22 protein-coding genes and 1 tRNA gene are annotated in these 22,432 nt (G+C 57.6%); 9 read left to right on the top strand and 14 right to left on the bottom strand.

The features are described from left to right. Window positions 1–35: 35 nt before the first annotated feature. A complete protein-coding gene (locus tag VLM75_00155) occupies window positions 36–1,508 on the bottom strand; it encodes an SH3 domain-containing protein (GenBank protein ID HSV95323.1) in 1,473 nt (490 codons plus the stop codon). A gap of 10 nt (window positions 1,509–1,518) precedes the next feature. Beyond that, a complete protein-coding gene (locus tag VLM75_00150; GenBank protein HSV95322.1) occupies window positions 1,519–2,745 on the bottom strand; it encodes a cofactor-independent phosphoglycerate mutase in 1,227 nt (408 codons plus the stop codon). 466 nt (window positions 2,746–3,211) lie between these two features. Here VLM75_00150 and VLM75_00145 point away from each other — a divergent pair, with 466 nt between their 5' ends. Then, window positions 3,212–3,622, top strand: a complete 411-nt coding sequence (locus VLM75_00145; GenBank protein HSV95321.1) for a HEPN domain-containing protein — start codon at window positions 3,212–3,214, stop codon at window positions 3,620–3,622. Here the strand turns inward: VLM75_00145 and VLM75_00140 are convergent. The 6 genes from VLM75_00140 to serS all read right to left on the bottom strand — a co-directional run bounded on the left by VLM75_00140 (window position 3,619) and on the right by serS (window position 9,212). Continuing rightward, window positions 3,619–4,035, bottom strand: coding sequence for a molybdenum cofactor biosynthesis protein MoaE (locus VLM75_00140; GenBank protein HSV95320.1), 417 nt, complete (start codon window positions 4,033–4,035; stop codon window positions 3,619–3,621). The genes VLM75_00145 and VLM75_00140 overlap by 4 nt on opposite strands. Before the next feature lie 37 nt (window positions 4,036–4,072). Further along, entirely contained in the window at window positions 4,073–4,318 is a 246-nt protein-coding gene (locus VLM75_00135) for a MoaD/ThiS family protein (GenBank protein HSV95319.1), read from the bottom strand. After that, window positions 4,315–6,072 carry an O-antigen ligase family protein gene (locus VLM75_00130; GenBank protein HSV95318.1) on the bottom strand — a complete coding sequence of 586 codons (1,758 nt, stop codon included), beginning with the start codon at window positions 6,070–6,072 and terminating at the stop codon, window positions 4,315–4,317. The genes VLM75_00135 and VLM75_00130 overlap by 4 nt, the downstream gene beginning before the upstream one ends. Window positions 6,073–6,101: 29 nt before the next feature. Beyond that, window positions 6,102–6,434: a hypothetical protein gene (locus VLM75_00125; protein ID HSV95317.1), complete on the bottom strand. Its 333-nt coding sequence runs from the start codon at window positions 6,432–6,434 to the stop codon at window positions 6,102–6,104. Between the two features lie 562 nt (window positions 6,435–6,996). Continuing rightward, window positions 6,997–7,956, bottom strand: coding sequence for an RNA 3'-terminal phosphate cyclase (locus VLM75_00120; GenBank protein ID HSV95316.1), 960 nt, complete (start codon window positions 7,954–7,956; stop codon window positions 6,997–6,999). Next, a complete protein-coding gene (gene serS / locus VLM75_00115) occupies window positions 7,953–9,212 on the bottom strand; it encodes a serine--tRNA ligase (protein ID HSV95315.1) in 1,260 nt (419 codons plus the stop codon). Before serS ends, VLM75_00120 begins: the two co-directional genes overlap by 4 nt. 149 nt (window positions 9,213–9,361) lie before the next feature. On the opposite strand from serS, the gene VLM75_00110 reads away from it, so the two are divergent. Next, window positions 9,362–10,333 carry an FAD-dependent oxidoreductase gene (locus VLM75_00110; protein HSV95314.1) on the top strand — a complete coding sequence of 324 codons (972 nt, stop codon included), beginning with the start codon at window positions 9,362–9,364 and terminating at the stop codon, window positions 10,331–10,333. A gap of 34 nt (window positions 10,334–10,367) precedes the next feature. On the opposite strand, the gene VLM75_00105 is transcribed toward VLM75_00110, so the two are convergent. From VLM75_00105 to VLM75_00095, 3 genes are all read right to left on the bottom strand, one after another. Continuing rightward, window positions 10,368–11,801, bottom strand: coding sequence for a Mur ligase domain-containing protein (locus tag VLM75_00105; GenBank protein HSV95313.1), 1,434 nt, complete (start codon window positions 11,799–11,801; stop codon window positions 10,368–10,370). Window positions 11,802–11,918: 117 nt separating this feature from the next. After that, window positions 11,919–13,208 carry a DUF362 domain-containing protein gene (locus VLM75_00100; GenBank protein ID HSV95312.1) on the bottom strand — a complete coding sequence of 430 codons (1,290 nt, stop codon included), beginning with the start codon at window positions 13,206–13,208 and terminating at the stop codon, window positions 11,919–11,921. A gap of 48 nt (window positions 13,209–13,256) precedes the next feature. Beyond that, window positions 13,257–13,598 (bottom strand): hypothetical protein, encoded by a 342-nt coding sequence (locus tag VLM75_00095; protein HSV95311.1) that lies wholly within the window; start codon window positions 13,596–13,598, stop codon window positions 13,257–13,259. A gap of 412 nt (window positions 13,599–14,010) precedes the next feature. Between VLM75_00095 and VLM75_00090 the strand changes: the two genes are divergently transcribed. The 6 genes from VLM75_00090 to VLM75_00065 all read left to right on the top strand — a co-directional run bounded on the left by VLM75_00090 (window position 14,011) and on the right by VLM75_00065 (window position 17,387). Next, complete coding sequence (locus VLM75_00090) at window positions 14,011–14,568, top strand: hypothetical protein (GenBank protein ID HSV95310.1); 558 nt, start codon at window positions 14,011–14,013, stop codon at window positions 14,566–14,568. An 87-nt stretch (window positions 14,569–14,655) separates the two neighbouring features. Further along, window positions 14,656–14,934 carry a 30S ribosomal protein S20 gene (rpsT, locus tag VLM75_00085; GenBank protein ID HSV95309.1) on the top strand — a complete coding sequence of 93 codons (279 nt, stop codon included), beginning with the start codon at window positions 14,656–14,658 and terminating at the stop codon, window positions 14,932–14,934. Between the two features lie 20 nt (window positions 14,935–14,954). Beyond that, window positions 14,955–15,224, top strand: a complete 270-nt coding sequence (locus tag VLM75_00080) for an HU family DNA-binding protein (GenBank protein HSV95308.1) — start codon at window positions 14,955–14,957, stop codon at window positions 15,222–15,224. A gap of 3 nt (window positions 15,225–15,227) precedes the next feature. Continuing rightward, window positions 15,228–15,300 (top strand) — tRNA-Val (locus VLM75_00075). A gap of 44 nt (window positions 15,301–15,344) precedes the next feature. Next, complete coding sequence (locus VLM75_00070) at window positions 15,345–16,694, top strand: potassium transporter TrkG (protein ID HSV95307.1); 1,350 nt, start codon at window positions 15,345–15,347, stop codon at window positions 16,692–16,694. A 3-nt stretch (window positions 16,695–16,697) separates the two neighbouring features. Then, on the top strand, window positions 16,698–17,387 hold the full coding sequence (locus tag VLM75_00065; protein ID HSV95306.1) for a TrkA family potassium uptake protein: 690 nt from the start codon (window positions 16,698–16,700) through the stop codon (window positions 17,385–17,387). 9 nt (window positions 17,388–17,396) lie between these two features. Here the strand turns inward: VLM75_00065 and VLM75_00060 are convergent, their stop codons facing one another. Then, on the bottom strand, window positions 17,397–18,353 hold the full coding sequence (locus VLM75_00060; GenBank protein HSV95305.1) for an MBL fold metallo-hydrolase: 957 nt from the start codon (window positions 18,351–18,353) through the stop codon (window positions 17,397–17,399). Window positions 18,354–18,668: 315 nt separating this feature from the next. Between VLM75_00060 and VLM75_00055 the strand changes: the two genes are divergently transcribed. Further along, window positions 18,669–19,880, top strand: coding sequence for a pyridoxal phosphate-dependent aminotransferase (locus tag VLM75_00055; protein HSV95304.1), 1,212 nt, complete (start codon window positions 18,669–18,671; stop codon window positions 19,878–19,880). 470 nt (window positions 19,881–20,350) lie between these two features. On the opposite strand, the gene VLM75_00050 is transcribed toward VLM75_00055, so the two are convergent. Then, a complete protein-coding gene (locus VLM75_00050) occupies window positions 20,351–22,177 on the bottom strand; it encodes a long-chain fatty acid--CoA ligase (GenBank protein ID HSV95303.1) in 1,827 nt (608 codons plus the stop codon). 71 nt (window positions 22,178–22,248) lie between these two features. Next, window positions 22,249–22,432 (bottom strand): hypothetical protein (locus VLM75_00045; protein ID HSV95302.1); only part of this gene is annotated, 184 nt, incomplete at its 5' end.

Genomic DNA, 22,432 nt, shown 5'->3' with positions numbered 1-22,432 from the left:
ACACCAGAAAGCGGCATCGCCCGATGCCGCTTTTTTTATCTCAGCCTGATGTATTCGACCTCAACGAGCGCCGCCTCGTCCTCGCCGGTGTACAGGCAATAAATACCGCCTCCCGAGAACACCGCGCTCCCGGTCGGCGGTATCCTGCTCAGCACCGGTTCACCGTCAACAAGAAGGCGCGCATGACCTCCGTCCTTGCTTTCGATCGTATAATCGTGCCAGTCCGAAGTGTGCAGCGGTATCTTTCTGCCGGACAATTCGATCTCCTCGCCGCGTATGGTAAGCGCGTAACTCTTCCCTCCTCCGACACCCTTCGCGATCAGGACCACCGAATCGCCGGCGATCATCCGCGCCCGCACTCCGAGCGCGAAACTCGTTCCCGGATCGAAGCGCCGGAAGAGGCCCGTGGTCTTTCCCTTGACCGCGTTCAGTCTGAGGATTTTGGCTCCGCCGGGGCCCGCGAAGGATACGGACGATCGATCGGCGTTCTCCATGTGCATCCAGTTCTTCGGCGTGTACGAATCGTCCCATTCCGAAAAGCGGTCCTCGACCGCCCATGATATGCCGGCCCTGTCCTCCTTGTAAGGCATCACCTCGATCGGTTTGAGGAATTTTCCGAATATCCATCCTCGCAGCCCTCCCATGGTCGCCACACGGTACCAGTGGTCGCGGACATCACCCACCTGCGCGGTATCCATCGATTTTTCGAGCTGCAGGACGATCTCATCCCGGGCTATCTTGCCCACAACCTGCCCTTCTATTCCGGGCGAGTTGCGCAGATTGACATCATCGCCCACACAGGTAAACAACCGTTGCACCTCTGCGCTGGTCGGATACCGCCGGGCATACTCGACGACGAGCTCCCTGACGAGACCCTCCCGTTCCTTCACCGTAACGCTCCCCTCCCCGAGCACGGAGAAAATCGCCCGTACAATGGGACCGAGGTGAATGGTGCCGGGATAGCGCGCGGAAAAACCGGCGATGGCGCCGAGCAGCCGTCCCGGCTCCAGGCGCTCGATCTTTTTCAGCTCCTCGAAATCCAGGTCCTCGATATACCGGCTGCCCTTGTAGCGCGCGGCGAACTCATCGTAAAATTTTCCGCGCGAAACGATTCTCCCCATTTTTTTATCGATAACGAGCGTCAGGTCGGCGCCGATCCTGTCGTTTATCTTCGCAAGCTTTTTCTCCAGGTAGGTCCGTTCCTTTTCCCTGGCGCGCTCGTCGGTGTTATCCGAGGCCGCGGCGCGCAGCTCGTCGCCGTATTTGCGCTCGAGCTCTTCCGCAAGGCCGTTGAGGGCCCTGCAGCGGTAATAATAGATCTTCTCACCGGCGTCGTAGTCGGCGGTGCGCAGGAGGCGGCCGAGTATTTCAATCGCCGAGAGGTACCTGCCGCTGTCGTACCTGTCTATGGCGTCCTCGAGGTCGTACCCCCGCAGGAGCGCCCAGGCGACGAGCGCGACGAGCGCGACGGCGAGGATGATGATTCCGATAATCGTCGAACGTTTCATGGTCCACCGTTTAAAAGCTTTTATTAATCATTATTTCCATGAGGCGGTGAGCCTCCCCGACGTACAGGCCGGTTTTCCCGGCGGACGGTTCGTTGAAACCGCTTATGCCGTCCCGACGGTAATCGCGCACGGCGATTCCCCGTGGCGAATATATACAGAAGGGCACCGGGTCGGAGGTATGCGTGCGAAGGCTGACCGGGGTCGGATGGTCGGGCATCACGAGCAGGGTGTAATCATCATAGCGGCGCATCCCTTCCATCACCCGCCCGACCACCATGGCGTCGAAATCCTCGATGGCCTTCATCTTGTGCTCGAGGTTTCCCTCGTGGCCCGACTCGTCGGGGGACTCCACGTGCAGGAACACGAAATTGGCGCGCTCCATCGCGGAAAGGAGCGCATCGGCCTTGCCGCGGTAATTGGTATCCAGGTAACCGGTCACTCCGTCGACCCACAGCGGCGAGAGCCCCACCGCCCGACCGATGCCATGAATGAGGTCCACCGCCGATATGGTGTAGCCCGAGAGCCCGAAGCGCTCCCGGAGAGACGGCATTGAGGGCTTCCGCCCCGCCCCCCACAGCCAGGCCGAAACGGGCCTCCCGCGATAGCGCGCCAACGCCTTGTTGATCGCCGGCGATGACCGGATCACCCGCATCGATTCATCCATCAGACGATTAAGCGTCTCCGCACCGGGACCGCGCGGCCGGTGCAGGTCCGAGCCCTGTCCCTGTATATCGTGAGGCGGCGTGGTATCGGCCAGATCATCGTGCGGATAGTCCCGCCACACCAGGATATGCCGGTATGAAACACCCGGATGGAACTCGAATGATTTCGTTCCCATAACCGACGCGAACTCCCGAATCACCGCATGAGCAAATTCGGTCTCGATATGGTGCGCGCTGAAATCGACGAGAACACCGTCGTCATCGATCGTCACCAGGTTACAGCGAAACGCCACGTCGCGCGGGCCCAAATCTATCCCCATGTTGAGCGCCTCCAGCGGCGCGCGCCCCGTATAGACATCCCGCGGGTCATACCCGAACACCGAAATGCTCGCGGTGTCACTTCCCGGGGGCATGCCGTCGGGCACTGTTTTGGCGAGGCCCAGCAGGCCGTTTCCGGCGAGGTAATCCATGTTGGGAGTATCGGCGGCCTCAAGCGGCGTTTTGCCGTCAAGCGAGTCGATGGCATAATCCGCCATGCCGTCGCCGAGAAGCACTGCGATCCTGTGGTCATTCATGTATATTGAACCTTCCTTTCGCCGTCATGAAACATGCCGTGTGCCTCGAGAATCGAATTCTTCATTTCGTCACAACAGACCGATTACGCCTCACGCCGGTGCGTTTCGACTTTGGAGAATGGCCCCATACGGCGGGATATGTCAATAATTTATGCGTCCGAAACAAGGCCCATATGCAATTGATGTCGCAGGCCTTCATCCTTTCAGAGCAGGGGGTTGAAACCCTTGTTCCGCAGGCTCACTTGCGCCCACTTCTCACGATTCAACCCTGCGGCCCCTTAAATCCCCCGGAGGGGGACTTCAAAACTTCTGTAAATGGTATTTTTTCTTATAACTACATGTCATTGTCCCCCTGTGGGGGGGTATGGGGGGCGTTCAGATGACTTGTGGGTAGAGGCGAGGTTCTGCAGGTACGGGGACAATCCAATGAATTGGAAAGAGCATCCCGAGAAAAAGACTTGCTATTATGAATGGAACGACGGACACTACGCGCATGGAAACCACGCCCGAGCACACACGCGGTTTTCGACTGTCCAAGAGCAGGGAGAAGCTCGAACTGGCCTCGATCATGCTTCGGAAGGGCCAGTACGGCGAAGTGGTCAGGTATTCCTATCTTTCCATGTTTTACGCGGTACGCATGCTTCTGCTCGAAGAGGGTACGGATTCAGACGATCCCGCGAAAATCATCGAGCTTGCCGAACGCTATTTCGAGCCGACAGGCTGGAGCGCGCTCGATATCGGCGCCCTTCTGGCCATGCCCGAAGGTCCGGCGCGTAAAGGGACGGGAATTACACGAGAGAAGGCCGAGATGTTTTACGGCAAGGCCAGCGAGGTTTTTTCCCGTATCGAAGAGCCGGGGCCGGCCGCGCGCGGTTAAACCCTGTCGGAAACCCACTCCGACCCGTCGGCATACGCTTCCTTCTTCCATATCGGCACCGTTTTTTTCACGGTGTCGATGATGAACCGGAGCGCCGCGAAACCCTCATCCCTGTGACGTGCCGATACCGCTATCAGAATGCTCGCCTGTCCGGGATCGACCCGCCCCGTGCGATGAATGATCATGCAGTCGGTGATGGGCCAGGCGGCGAGCGCCTCGTCGGCGATCCTATCCATCTCTTTGAGCGCCATCCCCTCGTAGGCCTCGTAAAAGAGGTGCTCGACCGGCCTTCCCGCCGAATCCCTTCGTGGCGTTCCGATGAAGGTGAGCACCGCGCCGTCCTCCTCGGTCCCGGTCGCGGCGAGGGCGGCCGCGCACTCGATCGGATCGTTCTGCAGTCGTACCGTTTTCATGATGGCTGTTTTTCCTCCCGCCGATGAATTGAATGCATCACCCGCCGCTTACCGGCGGGAAAAGGGCCAGTACGTCGTTTTCAGCCAGCACCCGCTCGCCCCGGCAGTATTCCTCGTTTACCGCGAGGAGAAGGTAATCGAGTCCGACAACGCCTTGCCCGCATTCCTGTTCGAGCTTGCGCACCGCATCGGCGGCGGTCGCACGTTCGGGTAGGTCAAACACCCGTTCCGAGAACCCGCACAGGTCCTTAACGCTCGCGAAGGCCTTTATTTTAATCTTCATTGTTTTCCGCTCCTGTCGAGAATTTCGCGATACTCCTCATGCGCCCGTCGAATGTCCGGTCTTATAAAGATGAGATGCCGATACCAGCGCTTCGCCTCTTCGAGGGAGCCATGGTCCCGCAACCCGCGCGCGATATAGAGGTACGTTGAAGAATTGCTGAAGTACTTCATCGATTGTTTTAAAAAGCCTATGCCCTCGCTCCGCCCGTTGTTGAGAAGCAGCGCCCCCATCGAAAAATAATTATAGCCGTTATATGGATACCATTCCACGCCATTCCGAAAATGTTCGAAGGATTTTTCGAAATTACTTTTAAAAAAGGAGAGACCCTTCCCGTATTGTCGTACGGAAAAAGCGTACCGCGCATCCGCCACCATGAAAACGGCCATAAGTATCGCAATGAGCGGGCCGACCAGCCGTGGCCGCACGGCGCCGACTTCCACTGAACGCGAACGCGAGGCGATAAACGCAAGCGAAAGCAGGAGTATGATCTTGCTAAAAGGCATATAGAAGGCGAACGACCACAGACAGAACGGCAGGTAGATCAGCGGCACCAGGCCGAGATTTCCCGGCGAACGGCCGGCGGATGGCCGCGCAAGGGCGCGGACCCCGGCGGCCGAACCGAAGCCGATGAGCAGAATAAAAACCGCCAGGGCCCCGTATCCGAGGTCGACCCCGATCTCGATTATATCGTTATGCGCGTGATCCAGGTCGACCGGAAGGCTTCTGGACGGCCCCGCGCTTCCGGAATGCAGGACTCTCCCCTGGTAATCGAGATACCGGTATCCGAACATTCCCGGGCCCATTCCGAAAAAACCCGCGTCGTGGAGCATGGAAAGCCCGGCGCGATAGATGACCGTCCGCTCGAAAAGGGGCGTTGCTCTCGACATCTCGAAGCTGCGCAAAATCCTGTCGGATCTCGTCGAGCCCGTCCGGTGATGGTAAAGGAAGAAAAGGCCCGTGATGACAGCGACCGTCGCCATTGCCGCGACAAGCCTCCGGCGTTCACCCCTGTTCCCGGTTGCCAGAAGCAGCAGCAGCGCAAAAGCCATCGCGAACCAGCCCAGACGCGAATAGGTAAGGAAGACCGCAAGCCCCGCAACCACCGCGACGGCCACCAACGGCAGCGCGCTTTTCCGGGCAAGCAGAAAGTGGAAGGAAAGCGGAAGCGACAGTGCAATGAATTCGGCCAGAAAATTAGGATTCCCCATGGAAGCGACGACGGGATAGTGGTGTGTCTTAAACAAAAGCTTGAGACCTTGCGGAACGTCGAAGTCGAAAAAATACTGGGCGAGGCCCCACAGCGAAAGGGTTATCGCAGCCAGCGCGGCGAACATGGATATCTTTTCAATAAAATCCTCACCCGAAGGTCCGGCGAGCGTCGCCCTGAAAAAAATATACAGTCCGATCATGAAAAACTCGCCCGAGAGGTCGGTAAACGAAAGCTCGCGGTTTTCCGAAAGGGCGCCGGCAACGAAATACAGCGCGTAGAAGCCGGCGACAAGGAAGTCTACCGCTGAAAGACGAAGCTTTTCTTCGCCGCCGCGACGGACCATGCACGCGAGGGCGGACATGCACGCGACGAACACCACGCAGTGAATGATGAATTGGGTGATGCCGAAGGCGGGGATGGACTGGATCCTGATCACCGGAAGCGCCAGAAACAGCAGAAAGGCCACAATAATGTGGCCTTGCAGGTACGGCGCGAATCGCCGCGGAATGTTTTTTGCGACTACACTGAAGACGAGGTGTTCCATTTTAATGCGGGATCCCCTCCAAACACGGCTTATTTCGCGCTCCTTTTAACCATGAAAATATAGTGCTTAATATACGGCTGGAGGCTTTCGTGGAAGCTTGAAACCTCGACATCGCCCGGATTTTTCAGCATGGAATCGAGGCTCGCCTTGGTGATCTCCTCGGCGCTGGTGTCAATGAGCGTCCTGAAGCGTTTAACAACTTCTTTATCGACGGCGTCAATAACAAACCTGTTCATCTCCGAACAAAGCTTGAGAAGGTTGTTCTTCCTGCGCGGCTTTCCCGTTTTCGCCCTGGGTTTCGCCTTTTCTTTTTCCGATACCGTCACGCTTTTCCCGGTCCCGGATTTCTTTTTCTGAGCCATTTTGTGACATCCCCCCAAAATCAAATATTCGGCGATAGTAGAAGCGGCGACGGCTGTTGTAAACACAAATTTTATGTCTCAACAGCGGGCGGATTGTCCACTGTTTGACGTTTGATAAAACTAAAAAACCCAATTGAAACCACGCCCCCGGCGGGGAGCGCTTTTCTATATCGGCCATGTCGCGACAATTGAGGGCGAAAGGGTTTCCCATCGCAACGGCCCTTTTATTCTGCATATGATATCACGAAGCATGAATTAGTCAACCATGCAATGATTATTCTCGAGAAAAAATTAATGGTAAAAAGCGATTTTCCACGATAAAGATCCGTCCCGTATCCTCTTTTTTCTTATCAATTGTGGCTAATGCTCCGAAACTCAAAGAGAAGCGTCATTCAAGTTTCCGGCGGGGGACACGTCATGAAATGCTGCAAGTGCGGTACGGACGTTCATCAGCTCAACCACTATTTCGTCCCATGCAGTGGCGGGACGGAGGGAAAGCGTTACTGCATCAGGTGTGCGCGCGAGGAAAGGATAATCACCCTTGTTTAGCGCCGCGGGCGCGTCAGAGAAAAGCGGCGGCCAGACGCTCCCCGGCCCCGCCAGCCCGCGCGGAAAAACCGCTCCCCGATAACACAATATACGGAAGGAGCTCCCTCACCGCGCGTTCCGGGACCGCTTTTTCGGCCACAAGCCGCCCACATTCCTCAACCGCCGATCGCGCCGTTTCGGCCGCGACCTCCCTGCTGAAGATGTACGCCCCTTCCCCGGAATAGACCGGGCTCGCCGCCTGCACTATCCGCACGCCACCGTCACACTCCGCGTACGCCTGGATGAAGTTGCCGGGACCGTCCGCGTCGAGCACCTCGACGATACCGACCGCCGAGGCGGGAATCCCCGCCCGTTCGACCAGCATTTCCCGCTGCGTCATGGCGATGTCGGTCGGAAGCTTCGCTATGTATACGCGGGCGCCCGTAATCCGAACGTCCCGGTACCGCAGGGCGGGGAACACCCCGCTGCTCTCCTCGGGGTAGGCCTTCGCCTCGAGCAATCCGCCGCCGGAGCCGTAAAAACCGAAACGCTTCAGTGAAAGATGGATATAGAAGCCCATCCGTTCAAGCAGGTCGAAAATTGTGATGTTTGCGAAATCGGTCGTGTACGTCAGGTCCGAATGCGTGACGCCGCGTACGCCGAGCGTGCTGCGATACTCGAGCCTGGTGAGCGGCGGAATCAGGAGAAGTACGAGCTCGAGCGCCGAGGAAAATGCACCTGTTACGAATGAATAATCGCCGTGCTTTAACGTGCCCGGCCTGAAAAGCAGGTCGTCTCCGTCGCTTCCGAATGAGCCGGCCGAAAGCATGCCGAGCGCATTCTCCCAGTCGGCGAGCAGGCTCCCGGCGACGGGGTTTTCCCTGACGAACCGGAAACCATCGGCAAGGCGGAAGGCCCTGCCGGTGGCCAGCGAAAGCGATATCGCGTGACGGAGCGCTACATGGTCGATTTCGGGCAGGGACAACCCGATCATTTGATGTACGGCTTGAGGACGGCCGGCACCTCTATGCCGCCTTCAGCGGTCTGGTAATTCTCCATGACCGCGGCGAGCGTCCTTCCCGCGGCGAGGCCCGACCCGTTCAGCGTGTGCACAAAGGCGGCCTTTTCGCCTCTGGCCTTCCGATAGCGAATGCGCGCGCGGCGCGCCTGGTAGTCCAGGAAGTTCGAGCACGACGAAACCTCTACATAACGGTCGAGCCCGGGCATCCATACCTCGATATCGTAGGTCTTCGTTGAGGCCGCCGAGGTATCGGCGGAGCACAGCAGCATCACGCGGTAATGAAGGTTGAGGCGCCTGAGCACCTCCTCGGCGTTGGCCGTGAGCTTTTCGAGCTCGCTGAAGGAGGTTTCCGGCTCCACGAATTTCACCAGCTCCACTTTTTGAAACTGGTGTACGCGGATAAGGCCGCGCGTGTCCTTCCCCGCGCTCCCGGCCTCGCGCCGGAAGCACGCCGACTGCATCGTGACGTACAGCGGAAGCTGCTCCTTCTCGAGTATTTCATCGCGGTAGAGATTGGTTAGCGGCACCTCCGCCGTCGGTATGAGCGAAAGGCCGTCGCGCTCGATGCGGTAGTACTCGTCCCTGAATTTGGGAAACTGGCCGGTGCCGATCATGCTGTCGTCGTTTACCACGAACGGCGCGAAGGTCTCGGTGTAGCCGTGCTCCGTTGTGTGCAGATCGAGCATGAAGTTTATGATGGCGCGCTCAAGCTTCGCCGCCAGGCCGCGATACACGTAAAAGCGCGTACCCGAGAGCTTGACCCCGCGCTCGAAATCGAGGATGCCCAGGTCCGTACCCAGGTCGTAATGGGGCTTGGGCCCAAACGGAAACGCGGGTTTTTCGCCCCAGGTGCGCACCACGACATTGTCGTTTTCGCCGCGCCCCTCGGGGACCATGTCCGAAAGCACGTTGGGCAGCGAGAGCATGAGCTCGTTGAAACCGGCGTCCAGCTTTTCCGCGGACGCCTCGAGCTCCCTGATGCTGTCGTTAACGCCGCCCATCTCCGCCATAAGCGCGGCGGCGTCCTCTCCCTTCGACTTGAGCTTTCCGATCTCCTTCGAGACGCGATTGCGCTTCTCGCGCAGCTCGTCCGCCCGCGCAATGACGGCGCGCCGCTCCTCGTCGATGCGCTTCAGCTCGGCGAGATCGATGACGGTTTCCATATTGCGCTTTTTCAACATGCCGCGGACGCTTTCAAGTTCTTCGCGCACAAGCTTGGGATCTATCATGGTAAATCTCCGTGTTTCATTTGGTTACGGGATGGGCAGAGTACACCCATGCCGCGGATTGTCAAGGAAGATGCGGCGGGAAATTGGTTGCGCCGCGCGACATCTTGCGCTCTACTGTCACAAAGACTCGGTAAGCGAGGGCACCGGACGTGGAAACCATAAAGACCGAACACACAAACGACGAGCTGTACGATATCATCGTCATCGGCGGGGGCCCGGGCGGCCTTTCGGCGGCGCTCTACGCCGCGCGGGCGAAAATGAAAACGCTGGTCCTGGACAAGAACCCCTCAAGCGGCGCGCTCGGCTCGGCCGACCGCATCGCCAATTACCCCGGCATTCCCGGAAACATCGGCGGGACCGAACTCCTCGAGCGCATGCGCGCCCAGGCCGAATCTTTCGGAACGCGGGTGCAGCAGGAGCAGGTTTACGGCGTGGACTTCGCCGCGCGCCCCTTCCAGGTTTTTACCTCGAACTCGTCGGTTCGCGCGAAGGCCGTCATCATCGCGACGGGCTCGATGGGACGCTCGGCGACGCTGACGGGCGAGGCCGAGCTCACAGGCCGCGGCGTAAGCTACTGCGCCACCTGCGACGCCGCCTTCTACCAGGACAAAGACGTGGCCATAGCCGGCGCCGTCGGGGAAGTGATCGAGGAGATCGAGGCCCTCGTCAGGTTCGCCCGGCGCATCCACCTCGTCACGCGCGAGAAGGAGGTTCCGGCCGAACACGCGGCATTTATCGCCTCCAATCCGGCGATCTCCGTAAAGACCGGAAGCCGGATAACCGCAATCCTGGGGAACGATCACGTAAGCGGCGTAACCATCTCCGGCGCGCAGGGCGCGGAACAGACCCTGAACGTTGAAGGGGTCTTCCTGTACCTGCACGGCAACAAGCCGATCGTCGATTACCTGTACGGGGCGATCGAGACCACCGCCGAGGGATGCATCGACGTGGACAGGGAAACCATGGCCACTTCGATTGAGGGCGTATACGCCATAGGTGACGTAACCTGCAAGAAGGTGCGCCAGGTCGTCATAGCGGCGGCGGAGGGATGTATCGCGGCGCTCTCGGCCGAGCAGTACATCAATAAGCGGGGGCGCGCCGTTTCGCAGTGGTCGCACTGAGCGCGCTCCGGCCTTCGGACCGCTCCGGGCGGGTTCAGCCGCGCGATGGGTTCATCATGAAAAAATCGTCCGCGGCCGCGCGCATCGCATCGTAGATGCCGTCGAATCCTCCGTTGGACATGATGATCACCACGTTGTCCTCCATCCTGTCGATTTCCCCGAAAATGACGGCCACGATGGAAGAGACGTCGCATAACACCAGGGCGCTGCCGCCCCGCGCATTGATATCTCCGACCGCGCGGGCGATGTCAATGCGCTCGGCCTCGGGAATGCCGTCCAGTTTATCGGGGGCCCTGATCAATACCCTGTCCGCGCCGGCGAACGCGCCCGGCAGTTCGTTCTGAAATACATTGCGCCTGCTCGTCGCGCTCCGCGGCTCGTACACGGCCCACAGGCGCGACAGGGGGAAGCGCTCGCGCATCATGGCGATCACGCCGGCGATCGCCGTCGGATGATGGGCGAAGTCCTCGTAAATCATGAAGTTTTCCCGCGCGTAGATGAGCTCCTGCCGGCGTTTTACCCCCTCGAAGCTCTCGACACCGCGACGAAGCGTGTCGGGCGAAACGCCGAGCCGAAGCGCCATGGCCGCAGCCGCCGCGATATTGGCCCGGTTGAACTCCCCGAAAAGGCGCGAGCGAAGCGGGATGGCCCGTGCCCCCGGCAGGTGCAGCACAAGACGCGACCATTCACCATCCACCCCGTCATCCTCACAGAAGAAATCCGCGTCCGTGCCGCCGTATGAATGACATGGCGCGAATGAACGCCCGACCGCGCCGCGCAGGGCCGGATAGGCGGTCGAATAGACGATGTTTCCGTTGGAAGGGATGACGTTGACGAGCCGACGGAACCACAGAGAAATTTCGTCCAGGTTCCGGTATATGTCGGCGTGGTCGAACTCGAGAGAGGTGAGCACCAGGTGCTGCGGGCGGTAGACGGCGAACTTGGGGACTTTCTCGAAGAACGCGGAATCGTATTCGTCGCCCTCGATGATGAAATGGCTGCCGTTTCCCAGGCGGAAATTCGAGCCGTGGTTCTTCGGCACGCCGCCTACAAAGAAGGATGGATCGAGGCCCGCCTCTATCAGTATATGGGCAAGCAGCGCCGTGGTGGTGGTCTTACCGTGCGTACCGGCCACGGCGACGACCTCTTTCCCTTCCAGAAAAAAGTCCCGCAGGGCCTGGGCCATGGAGCGGTAGGGAATTCGCCGCGCGAGCACGTACTCGACTTCGGCGTTGCCCCGGCTTATGACGTTTCCGACCACCACGAGGTCGGGGTTACCCACATGCTCTTCGCTGTATCCGCGGCTCACTCTTATGTCCCACTCCGCGAGCATATCGCTCATTGGCGGGTATACCGCCTCGTCGGAGCCGGTGACATGGTAACCGCTGCTCTTGAGCATGCCCGCCAGGCTTCCCATTGCAACGCCGCAGACGCCGATCAGATGAATTGAGGCGATGTCCTTTTTCATGCTTACCCCGGATGGCCGGTCCGTATCGCCGCGCACAAAGACAAAGGCGCGGCCTTTCGCCGCGCCTTTGACGGTACGAAATCGACCGCTTTCGTCAATGAAAATATCGCTTCGCGATTACCTGCCCATTACCTTGTTCGCGACGATGCTCATCCCCTTCTGGACGATATTGAGCGCGAGCGGAGCGAGGTCCCTCAAATCAAGCACGGGATTGGGCAACCCGAACAAGAACGGGACGCTGAGCATGAGGTCCTTGGCCCCCATGGGACAGCCGTTTACGCGGCGGATCTTTTTGGCGTTGAGCGTCCCCTCCACACGCGTGCACGTGCCGATGAAAAGTACCGGGCCGTCGGGCATATCGACGTCTCCATGATAGATGCCGGTAACCACGGCCCCCTTCTTCGCTTTTTTAAGCGCGCCCGGATACTTTTTCTCCACAAGGGCGAGCGTTGCCTTGAGGGCGGCTTCGCAACCGCCGTCGCATATCATGTCGGTGTCCGGCGCGTAGCCCGCATAGAACCTGATGGGAGTGTCGAGCTCCTTCAGGTGCTGGAACAGGCGCGTCTGCCCCTTGGGTTTTGCGCGCAGCTCTTCAAGATCGGCATCGCCCTCAATGGAAATATCACCGAGCGACAGGCTTCCATACCCGCGTTCGTGCGCGATCTTGAGGTGCCGAACCTCCTCGGCCCTGTAGCCCATGATGTACGCGCCGACTACATCGGCGGCCAGGGGATCGTTCGCAATCATAAGCAGGCCCAGCGGAACAGGATACGCCGCGGACTCCCAGCCGTATGTGGTCTCGATGGCGTCGGAGACCACCAGGTCGGGATAGCCCACCTCGAGCATGTCCACGATCTTTTCGTGGATACGGTGGTCGTGACAGATCATCCGCTCCTTGTGCGTGAGGATGCCGATGTTGAGCTTGAGCGCGTTCGTGATGTCCGTGAAAATGTGGTACTTGAGCCGGGGCATCCATATTTTAAAATCGGCCTCGCGGATATACCGCGAAAGCAGCATGTCCCTGTGACACACTCCTTTTGACAGCTCGACACGATCAACGGCATGCTCGTTAAGATCGATAAGGCGCACGCCCTGCCTTCGCGTCATCTCATAATACCCGGCTTCCTTGAACAGGTAGCGCGTCGGGATGCCGAAACCGCCGGACTCGCCAACCGTAATGTCGTCGGGGTTTTTTTTCCTGACGAGTCGCAGCATCGCCTCGACGACCGCCGGATTCGTAAATGAATGCCTGTTGTATCTTTTATTGGCATTGACCACGTTTGGTTTTACAAACACCTTTCCGGCTATTTTCAGTCCGAGGTCATCTACGGATTCGGACAGAATGCGCTCGATGGCGTCTACGGCATAATCGTCGCATCTCCTCAACAGCACGCGCGGCTTATTCATAATGGGCCTCCAGATCGGCTTTTCGAACGGGACATATCGGCATACTTTCTATTTCCGGCAATTTCCTTCCTTTACGACCGCTATACTCGCCGGCTCCCCGGCACGATTGACCGGCTGGTAGACCGCCTTAACCACCTGGCAGAGCTCGATGACGTTTTTGTCTGTCTCGACGCCATCCAGGCCGAAGAACCTTGTGGTTGCGGCGTACTCGAGCCGCAACTCCCTCGCTCCGCGCTTCAGCTCCACATAGCTCCCGCCGACGTCGATCACCCGACCGGTGAACTCGGACTGTCGGCCCGGCTTATCCCCGGCCTCGGAAAAGGACATGAATCCGGCCAGTACGATAAAGGCCGTCGTGAGCATCGATATATGTTCAAGTTTCAGCAGCATCACCCTCCCTCCTCCATCGCGTCGTTCCGATTTTATCCGTGCGGCGTGGGTGCCGAACCGGGAAAACGTTCGCGTTCAGACCGCCACCGGGAACACCCATATCCGATACGGCATCTCCATTTTATTCCTTTACAATCACATCCCGAGCCTGTGGTACAATAACGTACGGCAATTATAAATTACAACACCTTTACCGTTTTTTTTAAGCGTGATATAATAAAAGTCTATTCCGGATTGCCCCCGAACAATCCATTGCGGTATATCGATGTGAACGCTTAAACGGTTAAACACTGTCACCAAAGGACTAAAATGTTTGACACAATACGGTATGCGTTTCGATGATCGATGGAAGACGGAATCGGCGGAAAAGCGGTACCGAAGACGGGCCAGACTTCACCACTCCGGAGAGCTTATGGAATACATCGCGCGGAAAGGAGGGGCCGCCCTCTTCGCATTCATGGTACTGACGGCCTTCGCCGGAGCGGGCCCGGCGGGAACATCGGGATTTCCCCCTTCCTTCAGTTCGTGGGGTATGACAAAGGACGCGGTCCTTGGCCGTATAATCGCCCCGGGAACCGCCGTCAGCGAGCTTTCGCCAAGGGCGAATCCCCGTTATGACAATAAGATCGTGAATTACCTGTTGTCCGTAAACGGCGCTCTTGCCGACAACATGACGATCGTCCAGGCCGCCTCCACCCCCGCAAGAGACTACCTCTTTATAAGGAGCCGCCTCATGGCGGTGATGGAGCGGCACGGAGCGATAAGCACTGCGGCATTCGCGGAGAAGCTCGGGGCCGTTATGAATGTATACGGCAAGCCCCACATCCAGCACGAGGGCTCCACGACAAGCTATTCCTTTTCCTGCGAGAAAACGATCGTGCTGGTGCAGATCTCCAAGGTGGAAGGCAACTACGAGTGTACCATGCACTATTACGCCCGATCCATCTTCCGCCTGCTGTTGACCGAATGATGGGTTTTTATTCTTGACACAAAAAGGCCCGCACAGCATAGTTGCGCTTCAGTTTTGCGAATTCAGCATCAGCGTAAAGGTGGCACAGTGGCGAACATCAAATCCGCACAGAAACGAATAAAAACCAACGAAAAGAGCCGTCAGAAAAACGCGCAGGTCAAGTCGTCGGTGAGGACCGAGATCAAAAAGGTGCAGAAAACCCTCGAATCGAAAGAAGCGAAGGATCCTTCCGTTCTTTCGTCCGTTTTCGCCGGTTTCGTTAAAAAGATCGACAAGGCGGCCGCAAAGGGAGTCTTCCACTGGAAGACCGCGGCACGAAAAAAATCGCGCCTCGCCAGGAAGGTAAACGCCGCGGCGAGCCGTTAGGACGCCGAACGGGGGCTTGCTTGACCAAGCACGAGATCGTCGACCAGCTCACCCGCCAGAGCGGCATGAAGCGCCGGGAAGTGGGCTACATCGTGGACAATTTTCTCGAGCTCATTCTTAAAAATCTTGACACGGACGGCAGAATAGAGATAAGGGGTTTCGGTACGTTCACCAGGGTGCTGCGCAAGGAGCGCAGGGTGTTCTCCCCCATTGCGGGAAGAAGCCTGGATGTTCCGGCCCGATCGGTGCTGTCATTCAAACCCAGTAAGTCGACCGAAAGAGAGGCCTAAACGGGGCGCTTAGCTCAGCTGGGAGAGCATCTGCCTTACAAGCAGAGGGTCGCAGGTTCAATCCCTGCAGCGCCCAAAGAAAACAGGGTATTGATGACCGATACCCTTTTTTTATGAGCCATGAGTCCACGAAATACACTTTCGTCGGTCCACCCGATCAACAAGATATTGTTGAGCTTCCTCGCGCTCATCCTGGTCGGGGCACTGGTCATCATGCTTCCCTTTTCGACCGTCCATGGCATATCGTTCGTGGATGCGCTCTTTACGGCGACCTCCGCGGTATGCGTTACCGGGCTTATCGTTCTCGACACGGCCACAGACTTCACCCTGTTCGGTCAGGCGGTCATGCTCGTCCTGATCCAGTTCGGCGGCCTCGGGATCATGACCTTCTCGATCGCGCTTTTATCCGCGCTGAGCGGAAGCATTTCAATCAAATGGCGGTTTACGTTCGAATCGGTATACAGCGATTTACGGAATCTTCCCATACGGAAGCTCCTCTTACAGATCATATTCTACACCTTTGTCATAGAAACGATCGCCGCGGCGGCGCTGTTCAGCCAGTTCATCAAAACACAGGCCCCTCAAACGGCCGCCTGGAACGCGCTGTTCCATTCCATATCGGCGTTCTGCAACGCCGGCTTTTCGACTTATCCGGACAGCCTCGCGGGGTATCACGACAACCCGATAGTGCTGACGGCCGTGGCGGCAAACATTATCATGGGCGGACTGGGGTTTATCGTGCTCTCCGAGCTCTCGCGCACACGCTTCCACCTGCGACGGTTCATGGGCCAGTACAGCTTCCATACAAGACTGGTTCTGACGCTCACGGCGGTTTTTATCACCGGGGGGATGGTGACATTCGCCGCGCTGGAATGGAACAATACGCTTATGAACTTCACTTTTTCCGGGAAGATCGTTAACTCCTTCTTCCAGTCGGTAACCTGCCGCACCGCGGGATTCAGCACCGTGGATATCGGCTCGCTCCGCGAGACCACGCTCTTCATGATGGTATTTCTCATGTTCACGGGCGGATCTCCCGGCTCAATCGCCGGCGGGGTAAAAACCACGAGCATGGCCGTGGTATGGCTTATGCTCATCACGAAATTCCGCGGGCGTGGCCAGATCGTGCTGTGGGGTCGCGCACTCGATTCCGATACGGTCGAGAGAAGCACGTCGCTTTTCATACTGGCGCTGATTTTCGTCTCAACGGCCACCTTTTGCCTTCTTGTCGTGGGAACCCCGGCGGTGAAAAACGTATTCCTTTCCGCCATGTTCGAGGTCACATCCGCCTTCGGCACGGTCGGCCTTTCGACGGGCCTCACGCCCCACCTGAGCGATACGGGTAAACTGCTGTTATGCGCGGTGATGTACATCGGAAGGCTCGGGCCGCTTACGCTGATCACCGCTCTTACGACAGGGAAGAAACAACTGGATATCCGCTATCCCGAAGAGCATATAATGATAGGATAGGTTATGAAAAAGTTTATCATCATCGGGCTTGGAAATTTCGGCTTCAACATCGCGCTCACGCTCGTGGAGAACAACTGCGAGGTGCTGGGCATGGACTCCAACCGCGACGCGGTGCAGCACGCAAGGGACTTCATAAGCCACGCCATCATCGGCGACGCCTCCAACAAGGAGGTGCTTGAATCGCTCGCGCTAAGGGACTTCGACGGCGCGATCATCAGCATCGGGCACGACATGGGCGCGAGCATTCTCATCTCGCTCTATATAAAGGAGATCGGAATTCCGCGGATAATCGTGCGCGCCATATCCGAGGACCACGGCAAAATTCTAAGAATGATCGGCGTTACCGACGTCATCTTTCCCGAAAAAGACATGGCGGTACGCGTTGCCAACAAGCTCGCCCTGAAGAACGCCATGGACTACCTGCCCCTTACCGACGATTACGGCATCATCGAGGTCACGCCGCCGAAGAGCTTTGTCGGCAAGACACTCAAGGAGCTTCAGATCAGCACGCGCTACGGCTGTCAGATCATCGGGTTGAAATACCCGCCCCCCGAAGGCGCGTCGCCGGGAATCGAGGACAAGAACCATAAAATCAAGATCGCGCCCACGGCGCACGACACAATCTCCGCCGACGTGATCATGATCGTAATCGGCAAACACGCGGACATCGACCGCCTGCAGGGGGTCCGCTGACGCGGCACGTCAGAGCTCGATGGTGACGCCCTCGCGCGCAATGTCGATATCGAGCACCCCCTTTCTCCTCGCGTTCATACTCATGTAGGTCCGCGCGTTCGAAAGCACCGTCTCGAGCTTGTCGTCGCTGTAGGTGGGCTCGTGGTGGAAGAGGAAAAGCTTTTTAACGTTGAACCGCAGGGCGATATCGATCGCGATCGACGCCGAGGAATGCCCCCAGTCGATCTTGTCGATGGCCTCCTCGAAGGTGTACTGCGTGTCGAAGACGACCACGTCGGCATTCCAGAAAAAATCCCTGTACGAGTCGATCTGGTCGATCTCGTCGATATTGAACTCGCAGTCGCTGGTGAAGATGAACGATTTTCCGTCCTCCTCTATCCGGTAACCGAAGGCCCCGCCCGGGTGCCGCATGCGCTTGTTGATGATCGTGACGTTGTTGAGATGGAACGGCGCCTCCTTCTCGATGATGAAAAACTCCTTGGTGGCGAGCATCGAATCGAGGTTCACCGGGAAATGGGTGAATACCTGCTGATACTCCACGCGCTCCCTGATGTCGCGAAACGGCGAATAAATATGAAACCGGTTTCCCTTCACGAAGAAGGGAACGAAGAACGGAATGCCCTGTATGTGGTCCCAGTGCGTATGCGTAAGCAGGATATTGGCGATGCCCTGGCCGCGGCCGAAATCTCCCTTCATAAGCTCCGCCGAAAGATGGCGGATGCCGGTGCCGCAGTCGATGATGAAAATGTCGTCATCGGCGGTACGCACCTCCAGGCAGGTGGTGTTACCGCCATAGGTGCCGCGGACGGAATACGGAAGCGAATCGATGAAGCGATCGATGGATTCCTCCGACGAAATGTCCGCCGGAGACGCCTGCAAGAGCGCCTTCCTGATCTTATCCCGCATTACAGCATCGGTGGGCGGCGTCGGAATGGAACCCCGCACTCCCCAGAACCGTATAATCATATATTCGCCTCTGTTGTATCGTCCGAAGCCCGCCGGCCCCTCGCCCGCAGTCGCCGTGTTCAGACCCTGCGTGGTCGTACCCTTATCCGGGCAATTACGCAAATCCTTTTTTATATATGTCCAAAAATTCCGTTGTTTGCATCATCAATTTCCCAAAAAACCATTGACATCACGGACCCACCATCTATTTTCATTCCGGTCCGGCGGAAAGGCCCGGCATCTGCAGTCCATACGCTCCGTCACGCCACCGATCACCGGGTAACCGCTCTCAATGCCGTTTCGTTCCTCATTATTACGACACGCAAGGGTGTGAACATGCAATTCTCCGGGAGAATTCTCAAGGTGAAGCCTTCGGCGACGCTCGCCATCACCGCGCTCGCCGATTCGCTCAAAGCGAAGGGTATCGACGTAATCGGTTTCGGGTCGGGCGAGCCCGATTTCGACACGCCCGCCCACATCAAGAACGCCGCCATAAAAGCCATCGACGCGGGAAAGACCAAATACACGCCCGCCGGCGGCATCCCGGAGCTTAAGAAGGCGATCGTCGAGAAATTCAAACGCGATAACGGCCTGGAATACGACATCGCCCAGGTAACGGTCAACTGCGGCGGAAAGCACTCGTTTTACAACCTGATGCAGGTGCTCCTCAACGACGGCGACGAGGTGATCGTGCCCGCCCCCTACTGGGTATCGTACCCGCCGATCGTGGAGCTCGCCGGAGGCGTCCCGGTGATTCTGCAAACGCGCGAGGAAATGGGTTTCAAGGCGACTCCCGCCGACCTCGAAAAAGCGCTCTCTAAAAAAACCCGCGGGGTCATACTGAATTCCCCGTCAAACCCGACCGGCGCGACCTACTCCCGCGACGAGCTTGCGCAACTTGCAGCAGTGCTTGAAAAACGCGATATCGTCATCATCTCCGACGACATCTACGAGTCCATCGTCTACGACGGGCGGACCTTCACCAACACCGCGAACATCTCGAGCGAGCTTTTTAAAAAGACCATCGTGCTCAACGGCGTCTCCAAGGCCTATTCCATGACGGGATGGCGCATCGGCTACATGGCCGGCGACGCCGAGGTCATCAAAAAGGTCGAGATACTGCAGAGCCAGTCCACGTCCAACCCCGCGTCCATCTCGCAGTGGGCGTCGGTCGATGCGCTTATCGGAGATCAGTCGGTCGTCACCGCGATGGTCGGGGCCTTTAACCGCAGGCGAAAGCTCATAGTCGACGCGCTCAACGCCGCGCCCGGAATATCCTGCCTCATGCCCGAAGGGGCCTTCTACGCGTTTCCGAACATCAGGGGCGTCGAGAAGCTCAAGGGATGGAAAACCGTGAAGGATAAATACGAAGGCCCCTCAACTTCAAGCGCGCTGACGTCGTACCTGCTGGAAGTCGCCCAGGTGGCGGTGGTGCCCGGCGTGGAATTCGGCAACGACGACAACATCCGCCTCTCATTCGCCACGTCGGATGAGAACATCCGCAAGGGCGTGGAGCGCATCAAGGCGGCGCTGGAGAAGCTGGCGTAATCGGATTATTACGAAACCGGGGCGGCGGGATCTATCCTCGATGCGGGGATCGGGCGCGGCGTTCTCATGACAAATTGCAGTCTTGATTGCATCCTGTTTACAGCCCTGGCGATTGAGTTTATTCCCGAATATGGGTATTCATGTTTGGAAATTGATGATTGCGTAAAAAACGAATCGGCCCTGGAATTCGCGGGTTGGGGAACGAAGTGAAAAAAGCAAGGGCTTCTAAGTAAAATGGAAACCCTGAGAATCAGTACGACAACAAACCGCGATGGCCGTCTGAAAAAGGATATACAAACGATCGATATATAATCACCCCCTACGAACCTTCAACAGGCAGAAAGCGAAACATTCAAGGTTATGATTATACGAAAAACCGGGCGGCGATAACGATCGCCGCCCGGTCTTTTTCACTTATTCCGGATAATGGTTCATGACAGGCGGCACTTTCATGCCCGTACCACCGCGAATCAGTCCCCCGTTTCGCCGGCGTACATGGCGTCGATTTCGGAAGCGTACTTCTTCTCGATAACGCGACGCTTCACCTTCTGCGTGGGGGTAAGCTCGCCGGTCACCTGCGTCCATTCGGCCTTGATGAGCGTGAACTTGCGGATCTGTTCGACGCGCGCGAACTGCACCGTGTTCTCGTCGATTTCCTTTCGGAAGAGCTCGAGCACCTTCGCGTTGGTAAGAAGCTCAGTCGCCTGGCCGAAAGCTATGCCCTGCTGTTTGGCCCACGCCTCGAGCTCCGGAAAGGCCGGCACCACCAGCGCCGAGAGAAACTTGCGACGGTCGCCGATCACGGCGATCTGCTCCACGTAGCGGCTGTTCTTCACGCTGTTTTCGATGTTCTGCGGCGAGATGTTCTTGCCGCCCGCGGTTACGATGATGTCCTTTATTCGGCCGGTGATTTTAAGGCAGCCTTCCTCGTCGATCATGGCGATGTCGCCGGTGCGGAAGTACCCGTCGTCGGTAAACACTTCTTTCGTGGCGGCCTCGTTCTTGTAGTAACCAGTCATCACCTGCGGCCCGCGGATGAGGAGCTCGCCGTCGTCGGCGATTTTGGTCTCGGTTCCGCGGATGGCATGCCCCACCGTGCCCGGCTTGATGAACCAGGGACGGTTGAAATGCGTGACCGGCGAGGTCTCGGTGAGACCGAAACCCTCGAGGATCTTCATGCCCATGCCGATGAAAAATTCCGCGTCGTTGACGGAAAGGGGCGCCCCGCCCGAGATGGCGTAGCGCAGGCGGTCCATGCCGAGCGCGGCTTTGAGCTTGGAGAAGACGAGCTTGTTCGCGATCTTGTATTTTATGCTTCTGATCGGAAGATCGCGGCAAACGCGGTGAAGGTTTTTTGAGGCCTGCGCGGTGGCAAAGCCGAATATCTTCTGCCGTGCCGGCGGGGCGAGGGCCACTTTGCCGAGTACTCCCGCATGTATCTTTTCATAAATTCGGGGCACGCAGATGATGACGGTCGGCCGCACCATGGTGAAGTCCTCGAGGATGGTGCTGATGTCGCGCGCGAAGGCGGTCTTGGCTCCGGAATAAACGGCCCCATGAAAACCCGCCGTACGCTCGAGAGAATGCGAAAGCGGCAAAAATGAAAGAAAAAGATCGTCTTCGGTGAGGAGCGGTTTGCCGGTTTTTTTATCTTTCATTTCGAAGAGGGTGTTGTTGACGTTCGAGTAGAAATTATTGTGGGTGAGCATGACCCCTTTCGGATTTCCCGTTGTTCCCGAGGTATAGATAAGCGTGGCCAGATCGTTCGGCTGAATGGCCTTGAGGCGCTGGTCGAAGGTAGCCTCGTCGGCCTTGCTCTTTCCGGCCGCAAGCGCGTCTTTAAGACTCGTCACACCGTCGATTTTTACACCGGGCTCGTCAAAAGCGATGACCTCCGTAATGAGCGGAAGCTTGCCCCTGACCTGCAGCACCTTGTCGAGATGGTCCTTGGTGCCGGTCAGGCACATTTTCGAGTCGGAGTTTTCCAGGATGTACTCCGTCTCCTGGGCCGAGTTGGTGCCGTAGATGGGAACGTCCACGGCGCCTATCGAGTGAATCGCAAGCGCCGCAATATGCCACTCGTACCGGTTGGGCGAGAAGATGCCCACCTTGTCGCCCTTCTGGATTCCCCTCGACAGCAGGTAATAGGCGAGATTGCGCACCATCTCGTTCATCTCGGTCCACGAGATGTCGTGAAACTTTCCGTCCTTGTAATACGCCGCATATGCCTTTCCGGCGAGACGCTGCGCGTTGTTCTGGAAAACCGCGGCGATCGAAACCTCGGGGTACTTTTTCATCAAACGAACCTCCCTATCTTTAATTTATATTATCACTATAGCACGCGACGTTAAGATATTATGTTCTATGATCATATTACATAAGCCAAATTCACGGCAAGCACTTTTTCCGACGGAAATAATATTTTCGCCGGAAGACGGGGAATGATCATCATTCCCGCACGGTGACCGGGCACGCTAATTCGTTCTTGACTCCCGTCGCAAAATCGCGTATGGAAAGCGGCGACGGAACAGAATCCATGAAAATCGTCTATT

Source organism: Spirochaetota bacterium, from assembly GCA_035477215.1.
Lineage (GTDB): Bacteria > Spirochaetota > UBA4802 > UBA4802 > UBA5368 > MVZN01.
This window is presented reverse-complemented; position numbering and strand designations above follow the sequence as displayed.

Excerpts from the sequence above, each read along its gene's own strand:
- VLM75_00155 (HSV95323.1), bottom strand. The coding sequence starts at position 1,508 with ATGAAACGTTCGACGATTATCGGAATCATCATCCTCGCCGTCGCGCTC.
- VLM75_00150 (HSV95322.1), bottom strand. The coding sequence starts at position 2,745 with ATGAATGACCACAGGATCGCAGTGCTTCTCGGCGACGGCATGGCGGAT.
- VLM75_00145 (HSV95321.1), top strand. The coding sequence starts at position 3,212 with ATGAATGGAACGACGGACACTACGCGCATGGAAACCACGCCCGAGCAC.
- VLM75_00140 (HSV95320.1), bottom strand. The coding sequence starts at position 4,035 with ATGAAAACGGTACGACTGCAGAACGATCCGATCGAGTGCGCGGCCGCC.
- VLM75_00135 (HSV95319.1), bottom strand. The coding sequence starts at position 4,318 with ATGAAGATTAAAATAAAGGCCTTCGCGAGCGTTAAGGACCTGTGCGGG.
- VLM75_00130 (HSV95318.1), bottom strand. The coding sequence starts at position 6,072 with ATGGAACACCTCGTCTTCAGTGTAGTCGCAAAAAACATTCCGCGGCGA.
- VLM75_00125 (HSV95317.1), bottom strand. The coding sequence starts at position 6,434 with ATGGCTCAGAAAAAGAAATCCGGGACCGGGAAAAGCGTGACGGTATCG.
- VLM75_00120 (HSV95316.1), bottom strand. The coding sequence starts at position 7,956 with ATGATCGGGTTGTCCCTGCCCGAAATCGACCATGTAGCGCTCCGTCAC.
- serS (HSV95315.1), bottom strand. The coding sequence starts at position 9,212 with ATGATAGATCCCAAGCTTGTGCGCGAAGAACTTGAAAGCGTCCGCGGC.
- VLM75_00105 (HSV95313.1), bottom strand. The coding sequence starts at position 11,801 with ATGAAAAAGGACATCGCCTCAATTCATCTGATCGGCGTCTGCGGCGTT.
- VLM75_00100 (HSV95312.1), bottom strand. The coding sequence starts at position 13,208 with ATGAATAAGCCGCGCGTGCTGTTGAGGAGATGCGACGATTATGCCGTA.
- VLM75_00095 (HSV95311.1), bottom strand. The coding sequence starts at position 13,598 with ATGCTGCTGAAACTTGAACATATATCGATGCTCACGACGGCCTTTATC.
- VLM75_00090 (HSV95310.1), top strand. The coding sequence starts at position 14,011 with ATGGAATACATCGCGCGGAAAGGAGGGGCCGCCCTCTTCGCATTCATG.
- VLM75_00070 (HSV95307.1), top strand. The coding sequence starts at position 15,345 with ATGAGTCCACGAAATACACTTTCGTCGGTCCACCCGATCAACAAGATA.
- VLM75_00065 (HSV95306.1), top strand. The coding sequence starts at position 16,698 with ATGAAAAAGTTTATCATCATCGGGCTTGGAAATTTCGGCTTCAACATC.
- VLM75_00060 (HSV95305.1), bottom strand. The coding sequence starts at position 18,353 with ATGATTATACGGTTCTGGGGAGTGCGGGGTTCCATTCCGACGCCGCCC.
- VLM75_00055 (HSV95304.1), top strand. The coding sequence starts at position 18,669 with ATGCAATTCTCCGGGAGAATTCTCAAGGTGAAGCCTTCGGCGACGCTC.
- VLM75_00050 (HSV95303.1), bottom strand. The coding sequence starts at position 22,177 with ATGAAAAAGTACCCCGAGGTTTCGATCGCCGCGGTTTTCCAGAACAAC.